Here is a 17164-nt window from a genome sequence, read left to right on the forward strand (position 1 = left end):
CACATGCACCTCGACCACCCCGAGATCTTCCCCCAGCGTTACACCTCCAGTGCGGAGCCGCTCCGTCCCGACGGCAGCCGCCGCGCTCTGCGGGTGGGCCTGGGCGGTCCAGTCGGCTCCGGCAAGACCGCGACCGTTGCCGCGCTCTGCCGCACCCTGCGCGACCAGTGGCATATCGCCGCAGTCACCAACGACATCTACACCCGCGAGGACGCCGAGTACCTGCGCCGCGAAGCTGTCCTGCCGCCCGAGCGCATCACCGCCGTCGAGACCGGCGCCTGCCCGCACACCGCGATCCGCGACGACATCTCCGCGAACCTCGAAGCCGTCGAACAGCTGGAGGAGGTCCACCATCCGCTCGATCTGGTGCTCGTCGAGTCCGGTGGCGACAACCTGACCGCCACTTTCTCCAAGGGCCTGGTCGATGTGCAGATCTTCATCATTGACGTGTCCAGCGGCGACGACATCCCGCGCAAGGGCGGCCCTGGCATCACCACCGCCGACCTGCTCATCGTCAACAAGACCGACCTCGCCCCTTACGTGGGCGCGGACCTGGACACCATGGCCCTCGACGCGAGGCGCCAGCGCGGTGACCTTCCCGTCATCTTCACCAGCCTCACCTCCGACGACGGCATCCGTGAGGTCGCCGACTGGGTCACCGGCCACCTCGCCAAGTGGCGCGCCGGGGCAGCCGTATGAGCCCCGCCCCCCCACTCGCCCCGCGGACCCCGGTTGCCCGCGCCGCACCTGCGACTGGTCCCCAGGAGCCCGCCGGACACCCGAACGGCGTACGTGCCACGGCCCGCATCCGCGCCGCGCACAACGGACACGCCACTGTCCTTCCGCAACTGCGCAGCGACGGCCCCTTCTACCTGCGGCGCATGCGTACCGGCGGCAACGCCGCGACGGTGGGCATCATCAGCGCGATGTACGCCCCGCTCGGCGGCGACCGGCTCACGCTCGACATCACCGCCGAGGACCGGGCCGAGCTTGAGGTCATCACGGTGGCTGCCACGCTCGCCCTGCGCGGCCCCACCACCGACGCGGCCACCTACGACGTGCGGCTCACCGTCGGGGAACACGCCCGGCTGCGCTGGCTGCCGAAGCCCCTGATCAGCGCCGCTGGCAGCAACTTGCGGCAGACGTACACGGTCGAACTCGCCGCCACCGCACGGTTGCTACTGCGGGAAGAGCAGCACCTGGGCCGGGCCGACGAGGAGCCGGGCCACCTCGTCAGCCGGATGCTGGTCCACCACGCCGGGCGCCCGCTGCTCGACCAGCGCACGGCCTACGGGGCACCGGAACCCGGCTGGGACGGACCGGCCGTCCTGAACGGGCACCGCGCCGTCGGCCAGCTCCTGGTCGTGGACCCGCACCTCGACGTCCGGCGAGACCCCGTACTGCTCGGCAACGGCGCCAAGGAAGGGTGTGCCGTCCTCGCACCGCTGGCGGGCGGCCCGGCACTGCTCGCCACCGCCGTCGCGTCCACCACCTCGACACTGCGGGACCTGCTCGACGAGGCGCAGGCACTCGCCCTCGCCCGCTAGCGCGGACGGGCCGCCGCCCCTGACAAGCGGGGAGCCATACGGGAGCCGACTTGCTCACGGAGCCTGTCCCGCACGACACAAGAGCAATGAGACCACGCCCCTGGCCAGGTCAAACGTCATCCGCGCAGGCGAGATCACCACCCGACCTCTCGTCCGGGACGAAGAGGTCGTGGGTTCACGTCCCGCCACCCCGACAGCTAAGTAGCAGGTCAGAGGGCGCGTCCTAGATCTAGGACGCGCCCTCTGTCGTTGTGCGTGACTATCTGTGTGACGACTGAAGTTGAGCTCGGGATGAGCCACTTTGTGGTTGTTCGGCGCGACCACGCCGTCGAGGTCGGCACCGCGCTCCACGGGGCGGCGCAGCGGGCGTCGTCTAGGTCCCCATTGGAAAGTCGGTTCCTTCCTGACGCCACCATCTACGCGCGTACACCCCCGGCAACCAAATGGATAAGTTACGGGCGGGACCGCTGACCCTCAACCCGCGCGCTCGTCGATGTCTGGGCGCCGCACACGATCCGGTTCCGGCGTCATCACGTCCGGGAATCCACGAACCCGCGCGCTTCCGAACGTGCGGCGCAGAAGATCCGCCGCCAGGAGCAGGGCCACGAGTACGCCGAAGCCCAGCTCGTCGCGCTCGGAGCGCCCGTGCCGCGGGCTGGCTGCATCCCGACGGTCTGGCTCCGGGATGCCCTGGTCGCGGTCGGTGCCCGCAACGTGCGGCACCGCGGCGCGCACCGCTACGTATGGCGGCTCGGCCGAAGCCGGCGTGAGCGGGAGCAGATCAAGCTCGGCCTCCCTGCTCGACAGCCCTATCCCAAGCAGGCCGACCCCGAACGAGTCGGGGTCTGACCGCTCGCAGCTGCGCGGCCGTGCTGCCACCGCGGCCGTCCCGTCAGGGACGCCCGTCACCCATCCCTGAAGGAACGGAACCATGTCGAATCCCAGCACCCTGTACGTCGACCCAGTCGAGTTCGCCGCAACCCGGCACCGCATTGTCATCAACCTGTCCGGCGGGAAGGACGGACTCGTGGCCGGAGCGATCGCGATGGACGCCGCCCGCCAGGCCGGCGTCGCCGACCGCGTCTGGACCGCACACGCAAGTCTGGGCCCGATGGAATGGCCCGCCGTCACCGTGGACGGGGTTCGCTGGCCGAGTGCCAGCGAACTCGCAGCACAGCACAGCCAGGCCCTCGGCGTGCCGCCCGAGCGGCACATCGAGGTCCGGCGCAGCCGTGAAGTCGACGGTGAACGGGTGCCATTCGACCTGCTGACTTTCATCGCGGAGCGAGGCGACTGGCCCTGGCTCGGTCGGGCCCGCACCTGCACCGGCCCGTGGAAGACAAAGATGGTGTACCAGGCGTTCACGCCGCAGGTCCGCGCGCTCAGGAAGGAGACGGACGGCCAGCTGATGTTCGCAAACGTGCTCGGGATGCGGGCTGAGGAAAGCGCGGACCGCCGCAACCGGGAGATGTGGCGCCGTACGACCGACAACTCGGCCCGGGTCGTCGACGAGTGGCTACCCGCCCACCAGGTCACCACCGAGGAGGTCTGGGAGCGCACGATCAGTGCCGGGCTGCCCTACCACTGGTGCTACGACTCGTACCCCGGCGCCAAGGACCGGCGTGGTTCCAGTCGCTGTTCGTGCTCGGCCTGCACCCTGGCCAACCACCGCGATCTGCTGCTGACCGCCGGGCGTCGCCCGCGGCTCGCCGAGCTGTGCGCGCTGGTCGAACGCGTCCGCCTGGTGCCGTTCAACCCGAACATCACCATGGCCGAGGTCATCGCGCTGTCGCGTCGGCGCGACGCACCGGACCCTGGCGTCGAGGTTGAGGAGACGGAGGACTTCGAGCGGATGGAGCGCGACGTCCACGCCGCCTTGCGTAAGCCGCCCACATGGGACTCCAAGGCCCGGACCGGGCCGGGCGAGCTCCTGCATAGCGCCGCCGGGTGCGATGGCTGCAGCTGACCACCACACCGGCGCTCACCCCCATCCGAGAGGGATACTCATTGACGATGACTACGACCCAGCGCATCCTCGACCTCGCTGCGGCGGCACCGGCCAGCCACGGCGAGGACCTGGTGCTGCTCCTGAGCGAGACGAACGAGCTGTACCAGCAGGGTCTTCAGGACCTGCACCGGGATGTGGCAGCACGTCTCGGCGGGCTGGCCACCGCGGATCTGATGTTCGCCGCGGACACCGCCGGCATACCCTGTAATCCGTCGCAGGACCGCGACGAGGTGGTCCTGCTGCTGGCCCTGGTCGAGTGGGAGATGACGCCCGCCGCCATGGCGTATGCGGAGATGGCCGAGGCCGCCGCGCGCCGCGGTATCTGCTTGGTCCCTGAGGAGTAGGCCGTGAGCCGTGAGCGCGTCGTCGGGGAGAAACCTTGAGCCGCGGACTGGACCTCCAACCGAAACTCCTGCCATTATTTGCTTTGTGAGTCGGGCTGGCCGGCTCACTGCTGACAGGACGGACGGTTCTGCCATGGCCTCGCGCCGTGAGCCTCGCCTGGCCGACGCTGCCGAGATCGCGGCTGAACAGGGCCTGACACCCGCACGGATCACCGGCCTCTATACCGAGCGTGCTGAGAACGCGGCCGGCGAGACATTCCCCGAGCCTGTCGGCAAGCGCGGCCGCGCCCGCCTGTGGGACCACGCGGAGGTCACCAAGTGGTTCGCCCGCCGGGCGCCGGCACGGCTCGCTGAACACGCACCGCCCTCGCTCGCCCCGGACACGTTGCTGAACGCGGCGGAGGCCTCGAGGTACCTCGGCTACAAGAACTCCAACCAGGTCACCACCTTCGTGCGCGACCACCCCGGTTACTTCCCCGAACCGGACGTCGTCGAAGAGAAGGGCACGGCGGAGAGCCCTTACCGCCGCCAGCTCTGGAAGGTGCAGACCCTGCAGGAGTGGATGGCCAGCCGGCCCGGCCGCGGCAGACGAGCCGGAGCCAAGGAGGCACCGCCTCTGCCTGACGTTCCTGTCGACGGCGATCCCGACGAGCTCCTGGGGGCGAGCCAGGCGGCCGCCCTGCTGGGGTACAAGAGCGTCGGCTCCTTCTCCAGCAGCCTGTCCCAGGGCAACCTTCCGCTGCTGAAGACCACCGACGGGGTCGCCGAGAATGCCGGGCGCCAGAACGGGCGCCGGCGGTGGACGCGCCGGCGCATCCTCCAGCAGGCCGCCCAGCGGTCGAGGCAGTAGTACCCGGCGGTGAGCGGACCTCCGCGCACCGCCCCATGAACGCGACAGCCGGCTTTGGACGTTGGTCCCTTGCGGGCCGGGTGTCGCACGATGGCCGGCATGGCGTGGCTCGCCACCACGCCCCGCAGCAGCCCCGGCTGCTGCGGACCGGCCATCGCCGAACTTCTGGTGGCCCTGCCTGCCCCGCAGTCCGTTTGATGGCCTGGCCGGTGGGGTCACCGGACTTCACAGAGACGAACTACGCGTCGGCACGGCCCGTGGTGGGGCCGCCGACCACGCGGCAAGCCACGAGGCCGTTTCCATTCTGTGACCGTGGTCGGGGCTCTGTGGTCGGAGATCTGGTCGGGGCCCGCCGGTTTCCTCGTCAGCAACCGAAGGTTCTGACGGAAGACCACCACAGCCCGCGAAGGAACACCCCCATGAGCAGTGCTTGGACATGCCGCGGCTGCGGCACCGAAAACGCGGCACGAGCAGCCCGACTGCCACCGCTGTCGATCTCGCGAGACCTTCCGTTCAAGATGCGGCTGCGGCTCTCGCGCCGCTGGAATGAGAGGGAGTTCGCATGACCAGCACCCTGGCCACGAGCCCGGCCCTCAGCCCAGCTGAACCCCTAAGCCACCAGGTGCTGGCCGCGCTCGCCCAGCACCGCATCGCCACGACCAGCCAGCTGCGTCGGATGCTGCGGCCGGACGGCACGCGACAGCTGCTGTCCCGCGTGCTGAACAAGCTGCGCTCCAACGGTTTCGTCGACCGCACCCTACTTCCGGATGCACACCGCTCACGTACCAACGCCTGGTACCTCACACAGGAAGGCGCACGTCTGACCCGAGATCTGCCGGTCCTTCGAGGACGGCCTCCCTACCCCATCACCTCAACCACGGCGGCCTCCCTGAAGACCCCGCACACCCTCGCCGTCGTGCGGTGCCACCTGGCTTTTGCCGCGGACGCCCGCCAGCTGGGGCACGAGCACGGCCCGTGGGACTGGACACCTGAGGTGTCCCACTCGATCGGCGAAGGCGAACGGATCGTGGCCGATGCTGTCATGTACTACACCGTCATCGACGGCGATCACCGGTGGAAGCTGCGTGCCTTCCTGGAGGTCGACCGCACCACCATGAGCAGCGAGCGCCTCGCCGTGAAACTGATCGAATACGCCCGCCTGCTCCAGTACGAAGCCCAGCCCGTCGGCCGCCGCAGACCGGCCGCCGCACACCCTGCATGGCTCCGCTGGTACCCGGTCTTCCCCCGCCTCCTCTTCGTGCTCACCGGCGCCTCCCGGGCCAGGCTCGACCACCGGATCAGCGATCTGCAGGCCATGGTCTCTCAGCACCCGCTCGTCGCCGCCCTCGCCCGCGAAGTCCCGCTCGGAGCCGCCGTACTGGAAGACATCGAGCAACACGGTCCCGCCCAGCCCGTATGGGTCCCTCTGACCGGCGGCAAGCCCCGCCCGTGGACCGACCTGTAATGACTCCACTTCGTCAGATCCACCGTTGCGGATCAATGGAGGAGAGGCGCTGAGCGGGGAGGACTGAGACGCCCTCCCCGCCGGTCATCAGCGGCTCCGGCTGATGCAGTGCTTCGCAAGGGCAGCGCCGGGCGGCGCGGCGAGGCCCCAACCTGTGACCGGGCTCTCAGGATGGCTTTGTGCTTCGGCATCCGCCGCTATGGGTCCTACCGGTCCGTCACGCGGTGCGGAGGAGCGTGCGACAGCCCGGCCTTCGTTGGGAGCGGAGGCGGATGGGCACGCTCGTACTGGTTGTGCCAAGCGGCGATCGTGAAGAGCAGTGCGATGGCTGCCACGAATAGTTGGACCGCGCCTGCGAACGGATGTGCCGCGTACAGGAAGATGACGGCGATCACGAGTACTCCCAGCGTGAACCCGCCGAGCCACAGGAGCGGAACCCAGTCCATCGGGGGTGCCACGGCCTGCTCGTCCGCACGGCCCCATCCCCGGATGACCGACGTCAGCCCCAGCAGAAGGGCGACCGGGATTTCGATGAGCAAGACGATCAGGCTTATGCAGCCACCCGCGAACCCGTCGCTTCGCGAGTCTGAGGGCTTTCCAGGCCAGCCATCGTTGCCCAGCAAGCGCGGTAAGCGAACCCGGTTCGAGCGCATGGTCACACGCTCGTACGTCAGGCCATGCACTACATCAAGGTTCACCAGGCCGAGACCCAGTCGTGGCGGAGCTGAGCCCCCTGCAAAACCTCATGGCCTGCCCTTGAGCTGCAAAAGGAACGCGCTCGCTCGTACGAGGGTACCGGGGAAGTCTGATCCTCTTGATCACGCGCGTCGGCAGAGCGGAGCGAGCAGGCCCTCGCCGGGCCAGAGCTCCCTTTCTGCTACGAGGCCGGCCAGGAATCCGCCGATGCCCTCCAGGACGTCGGCACGCTCTGCCGCTCCGTAGATGATGAAGTCGTCGCCTGCGGCGTCGAAGGTGCGTACCTGGCTCTGTGGTCCCGTGCAGATGAGAGCACGTGCGATTCCCGGCAAGCCGAGACTGAGGGCATCGCACTGTCCGTCGTAGACGAGCTGCAGCAGGTCGGTGGTGACGGCCTCCCCGTCGCCGATCGTCGGCCAGTCGGCGCCGCCGTCAAGTCCGTGGGTGAGGGTGGCCAGCGGAACGATTTCGCCCGGCGCGTGCCCTTGGGTGAGGAGGCAGTGGATCCGGGCGCCGTCGGGCTGGCGCACGTGTGGATGAAGCAGGGACTTCGCGGCCACCAGGGTCGTGTTGATCTCCCGGGTACCGGGGCCGGGGTAGTACGGCTCGTGGGCGAAGAGGAAGTAGACGTCCGCGGTGCGGGCGGCGGGGCCAGGCTGGGGCTGCGACATGAGAAAGCGTCCTTTCAGCGTGATGTGCCGCTCGTGGGTCCGGCGCTGGCCGATCTCGCCGACGCGGCTTCAGTTCTTTTCGGTCTCATCCGTCGGCGGCCTGGATGAAGCAGATGTGCGGTGGCGCAGCGCGGCGGACGGTGCCGCGGGGGTGTTCGCGGGCCCGGGCGTGCGGGCGGAACGAGGGCCGCTCGTGACGGGCGACCGCGGTCGGTGAAGTGCGGAGGGGGTCTGTCATGGGCTGCCGCTTTCCGGCTGGTTGGTCAGGGCTGAGGCGCACGTGGTGCAGCGGCCGTCTCCTTGGGGGCGGGCGCGGCGGAAAGTGGGGCCTGGGCAGGTGCGGCACAGTGGCCAGCCGAGGCAGGCCGGCAGAGGTCCTCGCTAGGGGCGGTTCCGGGAACGCCGCAGCCGGCGCATTCGACCAGGGCGCGGTAGGTGAGGGCCTCGCATACTGTGCGTGCGGCAGCGGAGGTGGTCGGCCGCGGGTCGTCCCCGGCAGGCGTGTCGTGGTGGCTGGCCGCGATGCCGGGCTGCGGGTAGGCCTGGGCGGCACGGAGCCGGGCTGCGGTGATCGCGCCGACCGAGGTACGTACCGGATGCGGCAAAGGCCGGGCGGTGATGATGTGACGCAGCTGCGCGGGACTCCAGCCGGCGTCCGGCATGACGGTCACCACCCGCCGCTGGTCGGTCAGCGGCTTGCCGGTCAGCAGAAGTTCAGGGCGGCTCGCCCCGATCTCCAGCAGCAGTCGGATTCCCGGATGCATGTCGTCTGCCGCGGGCGGCGGTGCCGACACCGTGGTCGCCTCGCAGGGGCCGCCGTTCGTGCGTGCGGCTGCGTCGCGGCCGCACGGACGGATGGGGTGGGTCTTCTGCTTGTCGGTCTTCTTAACGATGGTGTTCTTAGTGGGGCGATTAACCGACGTAGGGTTATCCACTGGTGGAAAACCCGACTCTGGCTGCGGCCTGGGGTTTTGCAGGGCAGGCAGGTCGGTGATGACGTAGGCGGCCGCGCCGAGGGTGCTGTCATGATCACGTTCGCGCTCGCGGACCAGGAAGCCGTGCTTCTCCAGCTCCTTCAGTCCGCTCTTCACGGCTGCCTCGCCGTCCCGGCCGCGGCGGGCGATGTCCGCGACGGTCATCCGCCAGCCCTCCCGATGCGTGGAGAGCATTCCGAACATGCCTTTGGCCTTGAACGACAGCTGGGTGTCGCGGAACAGGGCGTTGGCGATCTGCGTGAACTGATCGCCTGCCATCACGCCCCTGCGGATCCCCGCCCCGAAGCGGCTCACCACCGTGCTGCCCCAGCAAGCTGCGCACGGCGGCCCGGGCAGCACGCCGGCCCCGCCGCACTGAGACGGCCGGCGGTCGTGGCTGCGCAAGCGTGCGTGTGCTCCATACGTGTCAGCTCACCCGCCGGCCCCGACCAGGCTGGCGACCATGAGCCCCGACCACCGGTCACGATCCGGCAACGGAGGCCGTCTAGCTGCCGTGGTCGGGTCTGTGGTCGGCCCTGACCACGCTCCTTCAGCCCGGTGCGCAGCGGCTGTGCATCCCGGCTGCCCGGCCAGGCTGCGCGATCGGGACGTGATCCTGCGCAGTCATCCGGCAGCATGCATCGGCTGCGCAGTCCGCCCACGGAGGTCTGGGGTTTCTCGTGCGCAGACCCAGGTGCCTCGGTGCGCAGGGCCGGTTCCAGGTCGCACGGGTCCCGCTCGCAGCGGTCGTCATCGGGACGCCGCTGGTCCCGGCCGGCCGCGTGGTCGGGGTCGTGGTCCGACCACGGCCCCGACCACGGGCCTCGTGTCCCCATCGTGACCGTGGTCGGGCTCTCGTGGTCGGTGGTCTGGTCGGGGTCTGCGGATTTTCTCGAGGTCAGCCACGACGGATCTGACCTGGGAGTTCATGATGTCCCCTGGCAAGCAGGCTTCGCAGAGCAAGGGTGTGGCGCCGATAGCGGAAGGCGCCGGGCTGGAGGCCATGCGGCGCCGGGTCCGCTTCTCGCGCCTGGCGGTGTGGACCGCCATCGCGGCCGGCCCCATCGCCCTGTGCGTTGCCGTTGCCTCCACCCCGACCACGGTTCAGGCAGCCACCTCTGCCAGGCCCGCCGTCGTGCGCAGCGCGGCTGCCGCCGATCCGGGCGGCTATGCGCAGTTGTTCGTGAGCGTGTGGTTGCGCAGCAGCGTTGATGACGCCACGAGTGCGCAGGCGCGGCTTGCGCAGTCGATGGCGCCGGACGTCGGCCTGCCCGACCCGGCCGCGGATGCGCAGCCGGCGCTGCAGTCGGTTGCGGCGGTGCGCAGTGCGCAGCGCTCGCAGGACGCGTGGTCGGTGACGGTGGCTGCGCAGTATGCCGATGGGTCGGTGCGGTACTTCGCCGTGCCGGTGGCCGCGGACCGCAGGGGTGCCTCGTTCACGGTGACGGGTGCTCCCGGTGTGGTGGCCGGTCCGGCCCGGGCCGCGGTGCCCGCGTCGCCGTACCGGGTGGCTGTCCCCGAGGGTGATCTGGCTTCCACCGTGGAGGAGTTCCTTGCCGCCTTCCTGACCGCGGCCAGCGAGGTCGACCGCTATCTGGCGCCCGGCGTGAAGCTCACGGTCCTCTCCCCCGCCCCCTACACGACGCTCACCGTCCAGCACCTGTCAGCCGTTGAGGAGGCCGCGGCCGCCGAGCAGGTGCCGGCCGACGGCACCACGGTGCGCGTATACGCGGCGGTCGAGGCCCGAGATGACGTAGGGCGGTGGCCGCTGGCGTACGAGCTCACCCTCACGGCCCGCTCGGGCCGGTGGGACGTTGCGGCCCTCGAGTCCGGGACCGCCCAGGACGGGGGCGCCCGGTGAACAGCGTGCAGACTCTGATGCTCGCCGGAAAGCTGGACGACCTCGGCGACTCGTGGATCGCGATGCTGGAGGACTGGGCGGCCAAGGGGCTGCAGGCCGGGCTGATCTGCCTCGTCGTCATCATCATGATCCAGCGTTTCAGCCTCAAAGCCGGGATCGGCGCACTGCTCCTGATGATCATCGCGCTGGGGCTGTATGACTCCCGCGAAGACCTCGCCGACATGTTCGAGGACGAGGTCAAAAACCCGGCCCACGGTGCGCCCAGAGCCCCCGCCGTCGTCCAGTCCGCGCCTGTCACGCGGCAGGGCGGCCAGGGTGCCGGAGGCGCGCTGTGACCGCCGCGGGGCGGGTGAGCCGCTTCTACACCGCCGCCCGCCGCCACCCCTGGGTGCTGGGCAAAGTCGCCGACTGGAGGATCCCGCTGGGTCCGTACACGCCCGCGCAGATCATGGTCGCTGTCGGCGGCGGCTTGCTCCTGGTCAAGACCATCAGCTGGTGGTCGTGGATGGGCCCGGTCCCGATCGCTGCGTGGGTGCTGACGATCTGGACGGTACGCCGGCCACGGATCCAGGGCCGTGCCCCGCTGCAGGCGGCACTGGGCTGGATGCTCCTGGTGTGGCAGCCGCACGGAGGACGGATCGGCGGGCGCGCCGCCCGCGACCACGCTCCCCGCCCCCTGCTCGGCGGCTTCACGATCGAGGATGCGCACGCACCAGGCCCCGCCACGGACAAGACCACGCCGCCCCGTGCGGCTCGGCCACGTGCCGCACGGGCGCCGTCCCCGGACGCGCGTCCGGGTGCGGGCCGCTCGTTGGCGCGGCGTCGCCGCACGCAACCAGCCGATCCCGCCGTGGCGCCGGTGTCGGGTGTGCAGCAGTTGCTCGCCCTCGCCGGACAGGCGGGGGGTGCGCGATGAGGGTGCCGGTCCGTCACATCGCCGGGCACCTCGCCTGGTCGACACACGGCAGCGTGTGGGCGCTTTACCGGCTGCACCCGGGCCCGGACGCGCGCGGACAGCGTGAGGAGATCGTCCAGGGCACCTACGTGCCCCCCGCAGTCCGTGACGAGCAGCTCGCGAAGGTCACACACTTGATCCGCTCGTTGACGGGGGCGCCGCGCCTGTTCGGGCTGTGCGCACAGGTCGACCCGGGCGAGATCGCGCTGCGCATGATCGAGGGCATCGAGCCTGGCGACCAGCCCTCCGGCGCTACGCATCCGTGGGTGGAGAACGTCGAAGCGACGCTGGATCTGCTGGACGGCCAGGAGATGCACCGCCGCACGCTGTGGCTGGCGGTGCCGCTGCACAACGACGCCGCCGGCGGACAGGTGACCGCGTCGCTCGGCGCGGCCTGGGCGGACGTCGCGCCGATGCTGGGCATGCGGGCCACGCCCGTGGCGCAACGCGAGGTGACCTCCTACCGCGAGCAAGCGGCCCGGGTGGAAGCTGCGCTCGCCGGCAGCGTCGCCTACCGGCCCGCCCGCCCGGCGGAGACCGTGTGGATGATCCAGCACGCCCTGCACCGCGGCTTGGCCGAACCCCTGCTCACCGAAGCCGAGACCAGCAACCTGTACGGCGGGCAGATCCGCAGCGGTGTGCTGCACTCCCCCAGCTACGCCGACCTCGGCCAGGTCCGCCTCCAGGAAGGCGGCATCGATCCTGCGCTCGATGACGCCGAGGACCTGGCGGGCGCAGACCGGATCACGCGCTCGGGCCGCAATGCCTGGTGGCGGCTCAACACATCCTCCCCGCTTCGGCGGCGGTGGCTGCAGGTCGAATCCGACACCGGCACCGGCTACCAGGCCCAGTTGGTACTGGCTGAGTGCCCGCCCGCCGTGAGCCAGGACGCCGCCGACCTGTTCGCGCAGCTGGAGAGCCTGGACTTCCCCGTCGACTACACCGTCGACCTCACGCTGGTGGCGGCGGAGAAGGCTCGGGATCAGGTGCGGCGCAAGAAGAACGAACTCATCGACCAGGCCGACCAGTACGACGCCCGTCCCACCGGCATGCCCGCCTCGCTGACCGACGCCGCCCGCGACCTGGATGAGTTGGACGCGCGCCTGTCACGCACCAGCGTGGAGGTCGAGGTCCAGTCGGTGACGGTGCTGACAGTGTGGGGGCCTACCGCCGCCGTCTGCGACGCCCGCGCGAGGGCCCTGGCCGCACTGCTGGGCGGCGCCGACTACCGCGCCGTGCGCCCCGCCGGGCTGCAGGAGGCCTTGTTCACCCTCGGGCTGCCCGGCACCGTCCGGCCCGGTGTGGTGCGGGAGTTCACCCAGCACCAGGTCTCTGAGGACTGGGCACTTTCCGGCGCGTTCACCGCCGCGGAGGTCGGCGACCCCAACGGGATGCTCCTCGGCCTCGACCTGGACTGCGGCACCACCCGCCCCGTCATGATCAACGTGGCGGACGCGCCTAAGCAGGACGCCTCCGCCTCCATGGGAATCATCGGCGATCTCGGCGCCGGCAAGAGCGTCCTGGAGAAGTTGATTTCCGAGTCGGTGTGGGCGCGCGGCGGGGTCGCCATCTGTATCGACCGCACCCCGGTGCGGGAATGGGCCAAGTTTGCCCGTACTGCTGCCGCGGGCCGCTGCCAGATCATCGACGCCGCCCAGGCGGAGGTGTCCATCGACCCGCTGCGCATGTTCGCCGGGCCCGAAGGCCGTCACTACGCCCTGTCCTACCTCACTCTGCAGCTCGGCATCGGCCCGATGAGCACCAACGGGGAGGTCCTGCACCACGCCGTCGAACAGGCCGCCGCCAGCAAGCGGCCGTCCATGCACCGCGTGCTCCAGGTCCTTCAGGAGATGGCGAAGCGCGAGGTGGGCAAGCGGCAGGACGCGGCCGCCACCCTCGCCGGCCTCATCCGCGTCGTGGCCAGTAACCCTCTCGCCGCGATGGTGTTCGACCCGAACCTGCCGCCCGTGCGGTTGGACGCCTCGAGCGCCTCCGACATGAGCGTGATCACGACGGCCGGTCTGAGGCTGCCGCCCAAGGCCGCGTTCGAGAATCCGGAGGTCCTGCATCAGCAGCCGCTGGAAGCTTTGATCGGGCGCGCGGTCCTCTACCTGATCGCGGCGATCGCCCGGCAGACCGCGTTCGAGGACCCGGAGCGGTTCACCGCCGTGGTACTGGACGAGCTGTACTGGCTGACCTCGTCGGCCGAGGGCACCGCCCTGGTCCACGAGATCCTCCACGACGGCCGCAAGCACGGCGCGGGCCTGATCGCCGGCTCGCACGACGCCGCCGAACTCGGTCCCGACCGCGGGCTGATGGCCTACCGGGCGCTCGCCCGCACCGCGGACCGCGAACGCGCCCGCCGCGGGCTGGAGTTCCTCGGCCTCGACCCGAACGACTCCGAGCTGCTGCGGCTGGTGACCACGGGCCTGTCCCCCGTCGGACAACGCGGCCGCGAAGGCGAGTTCCTCATCGCGTGCCCGCGGCAGAACACCGGCCGCGTCAAGGTCGTCGTCCCCCGCATCCCGCGCATCACCACCTCCATCACCACCACACCCGGACGCCGCACGAGCACTGCCGCTCCTGCCATGTCCGGGGCGCCCGCCGGTGAAGCCGCCGAGGCCCGTTTGAAGGAACCGTTGCGATGATCTCCTCTTCTTGGGACCGCGCCGTACGTCTTCGTGCGGCCGCGAGCATCCTCGCGATGGTGGCTGTCGCCGTCGGTGTGCTGGTCCTGGCCGTCGGGATGAGCCTGCCGGAGGCGTGGTGGCCCCGCACCGGGCACGCCTTCACCACCCGACCAGCTGAGGATCCGTGCGGTCTGATCGCGGGTCCGGCCAAGGCCCACTGCGAGCGCCGCACCATCACCTCCGCCTACGCCGAACACCCTGCCGGGGCAGCCTGGAGGCTGGTGCCTCTCGGCGCGGGCCTGGCCGCCCTCATACTGTCGCGGCGCCGCACCTTCACCGGGCAAGGGCGGCCCTGACATGGTCCGTCCAGACCGCGCCACCTTGCGCTCGGCAGGCTTGGTTGCACTGCTTGCGGGTCTGTTTCTCATCGTGAACACCCAGGTCGTGTACGCGGCCGGCAGCAACAGCGAGACCGGAGACCTCCTGGCACCGCTGAACATCACCTCCTCCGAGGGGGTGGCGATCGACGGGTATGAGCTGAACGCGTCCGGCGGCTCCCTCGTCGCCTTCAAAACCCAGGCCCTGGCCTTTGCCATGTCCGGGCTGTTCACCCTGATCCGGCTGCTGGTGGGCCTGGCCGGGTGGGCGATCGAGGTGGCTTTCCGGTTTCCGCTGTTGAAGATCCTCACCCGCCCGGCGCAGAAGGTCGCCGACGCCTACGCCGAGGTGGTCGTCGACACGCTCGGGGTGAAGGGGATTGTGCTGGCCTGGGCGTTTGTTTTCACCGGGTTCATGATCGTGCGCGGTCGGGTCGGCCGTGGTCTGGGCGAAATGTTCCTGACCCTGCTCATCGGGGCGTTGGCCGCGTCCGCGTTCGTCCGGCCTGACTACCTGCTCGCCCAGGACGGGCCGCTGGGGCAAGCCCAACAGGTGGGCGCCGAGGTGGCCCAGCAGAGTGTCAACTCCTACGACTGGGGCGGCAAGCTCGCCAGCCGCGGCCCCTGCGACGGCATGGCCGGCATGCAAGAGACCAAATGCCTGGAGCGGGAAGGCGAAGGACCGGTCTCCGCGGCGGAGGTGGCCCGCCCTCTGCAGGATTCGATCACCAACGCCCTGATCGTCCGGCCGTACATGCTGCTGCAGTACGGGCGCATCCTCGACCCCACTACGGCTGCCGACCGCAAGGCCTACGCCGTCCACCTGAAGTGGATCACCGGCGGATACCGGGCCGGCGAGACCCCGCAGGACAGGAAGAAGGCCTGCAGCCTGGTCTACGGTCCGGCCAAGCAGCACTGTGAGCGCGGCAGCGCGGGCAGTGCCGGCGGCGGTCTGCCGGAACTCACGCCCGGGGGTGAGCTCCTGGACTCCCCCACCGCGATCGTCACCGATGAGGACCAGCAGTTCGCTGCCTTCCTCGCCGACCTGAAGAAGGCCGGGGAGGTAGGCAAAGCGTGTGCCGCCTACGCCGAGGAGCCCACGTGGTGGCGGGTCGGCGGCGCCGCCCTGCTGCTGATCGCCGCTCTGTTCATCTGCGGCATGCTGCTGTCCAGCGCGATCGTCCTGCTGGGCACCCAGGGCGTGTGCGCGGCGGCCGCGGCCGCCGGCGGCGTCACCTTCATCGCGGGCATGCTGCCCGGGCCCGCACGCCAGTCGGTGTGGAAGTGGCTGTCGATCTGGGGCGTCTCCGTGCTGGCCGTGGTCGGGATCTGCGCGTTCGTGCCGTTCTTCGGGATCGCCCTCGACGCCACCCTCACCGACGGTCCCGACCTGATGGTGGAACGGATCCTGCTGATCGACGTGCTGGCCATCGCGGGCGCTGCCGGGCACCGCCGTCTGCTGACCGGGATCGCGTCCTTCGGCCAGCGCATGGCGATGCGGATGCGTTACGCCAAGGTCGGCGGCACCCACCTGCCCGGCGACACCTCGGAGCTCGGTGCCGCGCTCGCCATGAACTCCCCCGCCGCGATGGGCGGATACGGCGGCAGCCTGCGCGCCTTCACCGGTGGGGGCGGCCGGTTCGGGCTGCTCGGCACCCGCCAGCGCCTGATGGGGGCGCTGACGTCGCTGGCTGACGGGGCGGGCATGCCGGTGGACACCGGCCGGATACTCGCGGACGCAGGCGCCGAAGCCGGGCGAGGTCTCGCACCCCTCACCGCGGCCGCCGCCGTGGGCGGGCTGGGCGCACGGCTCGGCGGCAAGGGCGCGCACTGGCTGCTGATCGGCAAGCGGCCGGACTGGGAGCAGCTGGGCAGGTGGCGTAAGCCCACCGCCGGCGGCGACCCGGGCACTGGCGGACCGAGCTCCGGCGGCTCCCCGGACGACGGACCGGGCGGCGCAGGCAGTGAGGGCGGTGGCGGACCGCGCAGGCCCGGCGGGCCGCCCGACCGCTACCGCAACGAGGACGGCCAGGTCGTCGACCCCCGCTCGGGTCAGGTGCTGCACGACCAGAACACCGACCGCACCCTGCTGTCCACGCGTGCCCACAACCATCTGGTGCGCTTGCGCGGCTACCGCATCCTCCACCGGGCCGGCAGGACCGCGTACGGGGCGACGCTCGGACTGCCGGCAAACGTGCACCGTGCCCGGGCAGGCGCATCGCAGTACCGGCAGGACGCCCGCCAGCAGCGGCAGGTCTGGCAGAACACGGTGCGCGAAGACGTGCGGGCCTGGGGCGACACAGCACGCCACGTCTCCCGCGTCCGGCACCAGCCCCCTGGTGACAGCAGCGGGCAAGGCCCGGTCGGTGGCCTCCGCCTGCCGACCCCGACATCGCCAGCCGCGGCCACTCGACGCCCCGCGGCGTCCGGCGGCGCGCGCGGCACCGTCCCGCCTTCCGCGCCCACCAGCGCACCCACCACCCGCCCTCAGGGCACCGCCCCAGCACCGGCTGCTCCGCCCACGTCCCCTTCGATACGCCAAAGCAGCAGCGGCCCCCAGCCTCCGGCGAGCAACATCCCGGACGGGCCTTTCCTGCCCGGGGTGGGCAGCGCGCGCAACAGCACGCGCGACCAGGCGCGGGAGCGGATGCAGGACTTGCTGCGGCGGACCGCACCCGAGGCCGAGCGCCTGCGCCAGGAGCAGGCCGAGCGGGCGCGCCGACGGGACGACGAGAACCGTGAGGACGGTGAGGAGGGGTGAGGCCGCCCGGGCGTCGCATCAGGCG

General features: G+C 70.8%; 16 protein-coding genes and 1 pseudogene. 12 read left to right on the top strand and 5 right to left on the bottom strand.

What is annotated here, in order from left to right; translation table 11 throughout:
* The first annotated feature begins 3 nt into the window (after window positions 1–3).
* On the top strand, window positions 4–699 hold the full coding sequence (gene ureG / locus ACWD0J_RS10065) for an urease accessory protein UreG (protein ID WP_451495289.1): 696 nt from the start codon (window positions 4–6) through the stop codon (window positions 697–699).
* A gap of 227 nt (window positions 700–926) precedes the next feature.
* Window positions 927–1547: an urease accessory protein UreD gene (locus tag ACWD0J_RS10070; protein ID WP_451495366.1), complete on the top strand. Its 621-nt coding sequence runs from the start codon at window positions 927–929 to the stop codon at window positions 1545–1547.
* 474 nt (window positions 1548–2021) lie between these two features.
* Here the strand turns inward: ACWD0J_RS10070 and ACWD0J_RS10075 are convergent, their stop codons facing one another.
* Window positions 2022–2480, bottom strand: a complete 459-nt coding sequence (locus tag ACWD0J_RS10075; protein WP_451495290.1) for a hypothetical protein — start codon at window positions 2478–2480, stop codon at window positions 2022–2024.
* On the opposite strand from ACWD0J_RS10075, the gene ACWD0J_RS10080 reads away from it, so the two are divergent.
* The 4 genes from ACWD0J_RS10080 to ACWD0J_RS10095 all read left to right on the top strand — a co-directional run bounded on the left by ACWD0J_RS10080 (window position 2479) and on the right by ACWD0J_RS10095 (window position 6214).
* Complete coding sequence (locus ACWD0J_RS10080; protein WP_451495291.1) at window positions 2479–3513, top strand: phosphoadenosine phosphosulfate reductase; 1035 nt, start codon at window positions 2479–2481, stop codon at window positions 3511–3513. The two genes, ACWD0J_RS10075 and ACWD0J_RS10080, sit on opposite strands and share 2 nt — an antisense overlap.
* A 47-nt stretch (window positions 3514–3560) precedes the next feature.
* Entirely contained in the window at window positions 3561–3899 is a 339-nt protein-coding gene (locus tag ACWD0J_RS10085) for a hypothetical protein (RefSeq protein WP_451495292.1), read from the top strand.
* A gap of 133 nt (window positions 3900–4032) precedes the next feature.
* Entirely contained in the window at window positions 4033–4749 is a 717-nt protein-coding gene (locus ACWD0J_RS10090; protein ID WP_451495293.1) for a hypothetical protein, read from the top strand.
* Window positions 4750–5311: 562 nt separating this feature from the next.
* Window positions 5312–6214 (top strand): replication-relaxation family protein, encoded by a 903-nt coding sequence (locus ACWD0J_RS10095; RefSeq protein ID WP_451495294.1) that lies wholly within the window; start codon window positions 5312–5314, stop codon window positions 6212–6214.
* Between the two features lie 206 nt (window positions 6215–6420).
* On the opposite strand, the gene ACWD0J_RS10100 is transcribed toward ACWD0J_RS10095, so the two are convergent.
* From ACWD0J_RS10100 to ACWD0J_RS10115, 4 genes and pseudogenes are all read right to left on the bottom strand, one after another.
* The gene (locus ACWD0J_RS10100) at window positions 6421–6867 is read right to left on the bottom strand and encodes a DUF6234 family protein (RefSeq protein ID WP_451495367.1); all 447 of its coding nucleotides are present in this window, start codon (window positions 6865–6867) and stop codon (window positions 6421–6423) included.
* A 165-nt stretch (window positions 6868–7032) separates the two neighbouring features.
* Window positions 7033–7581: a hypothetical protein gene (locus ACWD0J_RS10105; RefSeq protein ID WP_451495295.1), complete on the bottom strand. Its 549-nt coding sequence runs from the start codon at window positions 7579–7581 to the stop codon at window positions 7033–7035.
* An 85-nt stretch (window positions 7582–7666) separates the two neighbouring features.
* Window positions 7667–7819, bottom strand: coding sequence for a hypothetical protein (locus tag ACWD0J_RS10110; RefSeq protein WP_451495296.1), 153 nt, complete (start codon window positions 7817–7819; stop codon window positions 7667–7669).
* Window positions 7816–8861: pseudogene (locus ACWD0J_RS10115) on the bottom strand (hypothetical protein); the annotation flags it as partial. The pseudogene ACWD0J_RS10115 and the gene ACWD0J_RS10110, both read right to left, overlap by 4 nt.
* A gap of 625 nt (window positions 8862–9486) precedes the next feature.
* Here ACWD0J_RS10115 and ACWD0J_RS10120 point away from each other — a divergent pair.
* Genes ACWD0J_RS10120 through ACWD0J_RS10145 form a run of 6 tightly spaced genes read left to right on the top strand, consistent with a single transcriptional unit; the run spans window position 9487 to window position 17139 of the window.
* Window positions 9487–10416, top strand: coding sequence for a conjugal transfer protein (locus ACWD0J_RS10120; RefSeq protein ID WP_451495297.1), 930 nt, complete (start codon window positions 9487–9489; stop codon window positions 10414–10416).
* Window positions 10413–10751: a hypothetical protein gene (locus ACWD0J_RS10125; RefSeq protein WP_451495298.1), complete on the top strand. Its 339-nt coding sequence runs from the start codon at window positions 10413–10415 to the stop codon at window positions 10749–10751. The genes ACWD0J_RS10120 and ACWD0J_RS10125 overlap by 4 nt, the downstream gene beginning before the upstream one ends.
* Window positions 10748–11332, top strand: a complete 585-nt coding sequence (locus ACWD0J_RS10130; protein ID WP_451495299.1) for a hypothetical protein — start codon at window positions 10748–10750, stop codon at window positions 11330–11332. The genes ACWD0J_RS10125 and ACWD0J_RS10130 overlap by 4 nt, the downstream gene beginning before the upstream one ends.
* Complete coding sequence (locus tag ACWD0J_RS10135; RefSeq protein ID WP_451495300.1) at window positions 11329–14019, top strand: ATP-binding protein; 2691 nt, start codon at window positions 11329–11331, stop codon at window positions 14017–14019. Before ACWD0J_RS10130 ends, ACWD0J_RS10135 begins: the two co-directional genes overlap by 4 nt.
* Window positions 14016–14357 (top strand): hypothetical protein, encoded by a 342-nt coding sequence (locus tag ACWD0J_RS10140; protein ID WP_451495301.1) that lies wholly within the window; start codon window positions 14016–14018, stop codon window positions 14355–14357. Before ACWD0J_RS10135 ends, ACWD0J_RS10140 begins: the two co-directional genes overlap by 4 nt.
* A gap of 1 nt (window position 14358) precedes the next feature.
* Window positions 14359–17139: a hypothetical protein gene (locus tag ACWD0J_RS10145; RefSeq protein WP_451495302.1), complete on the top strand. Its 2781-nt coding sequence runs from the start codon at window positions 14359–14361 to the stop codon at window positions 17137–17139.
* Window positions 17140–17164: the final 25 nt, after the last annotated feature.

The organism is Streptomyces sp. NPDC003011 (assembly GCF_053591515.1).